This window comes from Deinococcota bacterium (genome assembly GCA_030858465.1).
Lineage (GTDB): Bacteria > Deinococcota > Deinococci > Deinococcales > Trueperaceae > JALZLY01.
In genome coordinates this window covers 1-4,213 of sequence record JALZLY010000291.1, presented here as the reverse complement: position 1 = coordinate 4,213, position 4,213 = coordinate 1, and the positions used below count along the sequence as shown (strand labels likewise).

General features: G+C 61.0%; 6 protein-coding genes. All 6 read right to left on the bottom strand.

Features of this window, described 5'->3' with window-relative positions; translation table 11 throughout:
• Positions 1-167 precede the first annotated feature (167 nt).
• Entirely contained in the window at positions 168-503 is a 336-nt protein-coding gene (gene cas2e, locus M3498_14600; GenBank protein ID MDQ3460509.1) for a type I-E CRISPR-associated endoribonuclease Cas2e, read from the bottom strand.
• Positions 463-1,419, bottom strand: coding sequence for a type I-E CRISPR-associated endonuclease Cas1e (cas1e, locus tag M3498_14595; GenBank protein MDQ3460508.1), 957 nt, complete (start codon positions 1,417-1,419; stop codon positions 463-465). The genes cas2e and cas1e overlap by 41 nt, the downstream gene beginning before the upstream one ends.
• A gap of 3 nt (positions 1,420-1,422) precedes the next feature.
• Positions 1,423-2,025: a type I-E CRISPR-associated protein Cas6/Cse3/CasE gene (gene cas6e, locus M3498_14590; GenBank protein MDQ3460507.1), complete on the bottom strand. Its 603-nt coding sequence runs from the start codon at positions 2,023-2,025 to the stop codon at positions 1,423-1,425.
• Complete coding sequence (gene cas5e / locus M3498_14585; protein MDQ3460506.1) at positions 2,012-2,692, bottom strand: type I-E CRISPR-associated protein Cas5/CasD; 681 nt, start codon at positions 2,690-2,692, stop codon at positions 2,012-2,014. The genes cas6e and cas5e overlap by 14 nt, the downstream gene beginning before the upstream one ends.
• A complete protein-coding gene (cas7e, locus tag M3498_14580; protein MDQ3460505.1) occupies positions 2,692-3,933 on the bottom strand; it encodes a type I-E CRISPR-associated protein Cas7/Cse4/CasC in 1,242 nt (413 codons plus the stop codon). The genes cas5e and cas7e overlap by 1 nt, the downstream gene beginning before the upstream one ends.
• A partial coding sequence (gene casB / locus M3498_14575) for a type I-E CRISPR-associated protein Cse2/CasB (protein ID MDQ3460504.1) occupies positions 3,930-4,213 on the bottom strand: 284 nt, incomplete at its 5' end. The genes casB and cas7e, both read right to left, overlap by 4 nt.

Genomic DNA, 4,213 nt, shown 5'->3' with positions numbered 1-4,213 from the left:
AAATACCCCAGTTCAACCATGTACGGTTCATCCCCGCGTGTGTGGGGAATAGGCCGTGACGGCTGACGGCGAGCACCGCCGTGACGGTTCATCCCCGCGTGTGTGGGGAATAGACTAGACTAGGACGCTAGAATTGCTCGCGGGGCATCCGGAAGTGTCTGCTAAGTCTAGTTGTCAAGGTCCGCTCCCGCATCCCTGCCAGGTTCTACCATCATACGCTCCCATTTGGCGTTTTTCACGGCAATGAGCGTGAGGCCGTCAAAGTCAACGGCAGTGCGGTTGGTGTCGCCGTGGGTGCGAATCGCAAAGCCTTGCTCATTGTTGGTGCGATAGAGTTGGCAACAACGACCTGCACGTCTCTTTTCAGTGCATTTTTGCCACAGGAGGTCACGCACCATCGCGCTCACGCTGCCTACGAACACGCCGGTGCCGACTTCGAGCATCCAGCGTGTCAGCTCGCCCCTAAGGCTCTTCGGCACCTTCTCCAGGATGATCACTACCATAGGCAATTCCTCCGGGCACGCTTCCCTCTGGGTCCCACAGGTCGCCGGGCTTGGCGGCGTCCGTAGCGTAGGGGTCGGGGCTGTCGAGGCTTTTGAAAAGAGTGTGAAGGTCGTCTACGACGCGCTCGAGGAGTTTGGCTTCGCGTATCTCAGCGCGCAGGACCGTGCGCACGCGGCGCTCGATGGCTTCGTCCGACTCCGCCACAGCCTTGAAGGCGGTCGGAATGAGGGTTTCGGCCTTGTAGATGTCGGCGACGTCGTAGACGAAGGAGAGTTGCTTGCCGGTATGAATGAAGCCGAGCGCGGGGTTGTAGCCGGCGCTGACGATGGCGGCGTGGCAGAGGCCGTAGAGGCAGGCGGCGCCCGCACTGATGGCACGGTTGATGGGGTCGGCGGCGGTCCAGTTTCCCCTCGAGTAGTTGCGGCCGTGCCAGGGCACGCCCGTCTCGCGGCTCCAGTGGGCGTAGGTGTCGCGGACGCGCACCCCCTCGTGCCCACGAATCTGCTGGAGGGTGAGCCCTTCGGGGAGAGGTTCGGGGAAGCGGAGGCGGTAGAGGCGCCTCACGACCTCGAGCCGCGTCTGCGGGTGGCTGTAGGCCGCCACTTGCTTGAGGAGGTGCTGGGTGCTGCGGGTCTCGCCGGTGCCGCTGGCGTAAAAGCGCACCATCTCCTCGCCGACCCAAAAGACGCTGCAGCCGTTGTTGGCGAGCGCCTTGACGGCGGCGTGGGTGAGGCTGGTGCCGGGGCCCAGCATGAGGACGCCGAGCGCGGCGGCGGGGACGGCGGTCATGCCGCCCACGCCGTAGTGGGCGATGGCCTGGTCTTCCTGTTCGATGCGGCCGTGCTCGAGGTAGAGGTAGCTGAGGCCGTCGCGGAACTTGGGGAGTTCTTGGAGGTTGCGGGTCTCGTAGCGCACGGCTTACCCCTTGGCGATGGAGAGCAAACCAAAGCCTAGCGCCTTGGCGTGGCCGAGGCCGCGTTCGATGGCGACGTGTAGGCGCTCCGGGTCTTGGACGCGTAGGTGCCCGTCATAGGTGACGGCTTGTAAGCTGATGGTGTGGGGCACCCCGCTCTTTTTGAAGCTTAGCCAATCGCTGCTACTGACTATTGCACCGGGCACTTCAAAGCCGTGGCGTTTTCCCTGGCGGGTGAGCCACTCGAGCTGTTCCTCGAGCTTGCTGAGACCGTAGCGTTTGCCGTTTTTGGTGACGGTGGGGTTAGCGCGAAGGCGGAAGCGGAGGAGCTGGCCCAGTTCAAGCTCTAGCTCGACGTGTTTAGGGCTCTTACTATCCACCTGTGCGTAGTCAGGGTGCCTTATGAGCAAAGCATTCCAGTCGGGGGGCGTAAGGGTTTGGACCAACAGCGTGGGCGTGCGGCGGTCGTCCTCGAGCCGCCACAAGACGCGCTCCTCTTCGGCGTTCGCAACAGCCCAGGATAGGGTCGCATGCATGTCGTAGGGATTGATGACGTCTTTGCGGACCTGCTTGCTGCGGAGGTTGAGGATAAGTTTAGAAAGGTACATCGTCGGGCGCCTCTCCCAAAACTCGCGACTGGGACTGGACGAACCTCGAGCCATAGCGGCGCTCGCTAAAGGCGGCGATAGGTACGTCGTTACGAGTGGCGCCGTCACGCGCCTCAACAATATAGCGCAAGGGTTTTTCCAGCCCTTTGTACCCACAATAGGGGAACTGAGACAACGCCTCGAGGAGCGGCTGAGATTCGCGAAGCCCGCCCGCCAAAAAGAGGCTGCCGCTTGGCACGTACCCCTTGCGGCCCAAGAAAAGGGGCCAGTGGGGGTTTTGAAGGGCGCGCCAGGCCTGCTCGAGCAAGGAATAGTCATCTCCTTTGCCCTCGACCCCCACCAGAAATGCCGCGTCGGCAAGATAGTAACGCCAGGACTGCACGGTGTTGTCACGGGCGTCAACCTTTGCATCTTTGGATTTGAGGACGTTCTGAGCGGTTTGGTAGTCGTAAGCGAGTGTCCCTTCGCGGTCCACCCTAACGCCCATGCGCATGCCCGCGAGCTGCAACACTTCCTTGGGTTCGCCTCTATCTACGCCCATCGCGGCGCAAAGAAGCCCGATGACGCCGCTTTTGGAGGGTTCCAGAAGCGTATCGCGTTCGCTGAAGCGGCTCTGCACGCCCCAAGATTGCATGGGACCGGCCAGCCTGAGAAGGAGCGTCGGCATCAGCCTAGCAGCTTAGCCGCTTCCTCGACGGCACGCCGTATGGCCTCGCGCGTGCCTGCCACTTTCTCCTTGGCCTTCAGGTGTTGGGCCGCCTCATCGAAACGTAGCCAGTAGATGACCCTGCCGCTCTCGCCGTAAGCGCCGTCTACCCATGCCCACTCCCTATCGAGTTCGCGGATGGAAGGAAAGACGAAGCCGCTGCCGTCTTGACGGACAGGGCGCTCGAAGGCGTTGGCAAGGTTACGGGGCTGAGCCTGGTCCTGAACGCGGAACGCCCCGAAACTCGGCGGGTTTTGCGCCGCGAAGGAGTTTTGCTTGCCGCTCGGGATGGCCTCCACGAAGGCCCGCAAGAACGCCTCGAGCCCGGCTTTGACAAGTTCCGTATCGCCAAGCGTGTCGCGCAGTTTCTCGAGGTCAATGGCGGCATAGCGGTAGTAGCAGGCGCTGCTGAACTCGATGGTGCCGATCATATCCGCGCCCGAGGTGTCATCGGGCTTGAGGTCATCGACGGCGGTGTAATAGTCGTACTCTCTGGCGACCGCGTGGGTACTGAGGGCGTGCGCGACCTGGCAGGCGCCGTCTACGTTCTTGCCGGGAAGGTCGGCAAGCATGCGTCCAAAGAGGGCGAGGTCTATAGCCTTGCTGCCGTCGAAAGCCTTCTCGATTTCTGAGAGAAGCTCTTTGCCCAAGGCCTTATCGACGGCTTTCTTGAGCGTTTCCTTGCCCTTGTCTCCGAGCCCGCCCTTGTACTTTTCGCTCTTTCGAAGCTGTTCGCGGAACTTCCGCACCTCTTTGCCAGCGCGTTTAGCGTCTTCCCAGTTAACCTTAAGCAAGTCGGCAACGGCGTCGAGGCTGTCGTTGCCGAGGAAGACGAGGTATTCGGACTTAAGCTCGCGGCGCGTGTAAGGGTCCGTCTCATCATCAGAAACTGATTTTTCGATGTGAAAGGCACCGATGTAGGCCAGCGCGGCTTCGGCCACATAGTCTGCTTCTTCGGCCCCCATCTCCTCAAGCCTGTTTCTTAATGCTTCATGAAGACGCTTCGAACGCACGGCGCGCTGTTCGGCAGGCAGAAGCTCGAGGGTTCTCACGTAGTCGCGCATGGCCCTTTTCCAGGATTGGCTCGAGACGCGCGCGCGGAGTTGCCCGCCGAAAAGGCAGTTCTTATGGCTGCCGGTGTCGTCGCGATTCAAGAGTTCGGGAACGAAGCTTTGCAGCAGGTGAATTTCTAAAAGCGTCATACGGTTTCCTCCTCGATGGTGGTGTCAGGGGCTTGGAGAAGCCGGGCGTCTCTTAAGGTGCGGTAGAAGTCTCTCGCCCAGGTATCTTTGGTGCGCTCCTTCCAGTAGGTGATGTCTTGCAGCAGTTGGATACAGTCCACGTTTAGATTGGCGGCTTTGATAAGGCCGAACCACTGTCTGAGGGGGTAGCTGAGTTCATGGCGCTCGTTCTCGAGCAGGTGAAAAAAGCGCTTCTCGAGACTGCTCTCCTTGCCGAAGTTCGCTTCGAGTTCCTGCCGGT

Bases quoted from the DNA above. Each gene is read 5' to 3' on its own strand.
- cas6e (MDQ3460507.1), bottom strand. From the start codon at position 2,025: ATGTACCTTTCTAAACTTATCCTCAACCTCCGCAGCAAGCAGGTCCGC.
- cas5e (MDQ3460506.1), bottom strand. From the start codon at position 2,692: ATGCCGACGCTCCTTCTCAGGCTGGCCGGTCCCATGCAATCTTGGGGC.
- cas7e (MDQ3460505.1), bottom strand. From the start codon at position 3,933: ATGACGCTTTTAGAAATTCACCTGCTGCAAAGCTTCGTTCCCGAACTC.
- cas2e (MDQ3460509.1), bottom strand. From the start codon at position 503: ATGGTAGTGATCATCCTGGAGAAGGTGCCGAAGAGCCTTAGGGGCGAG.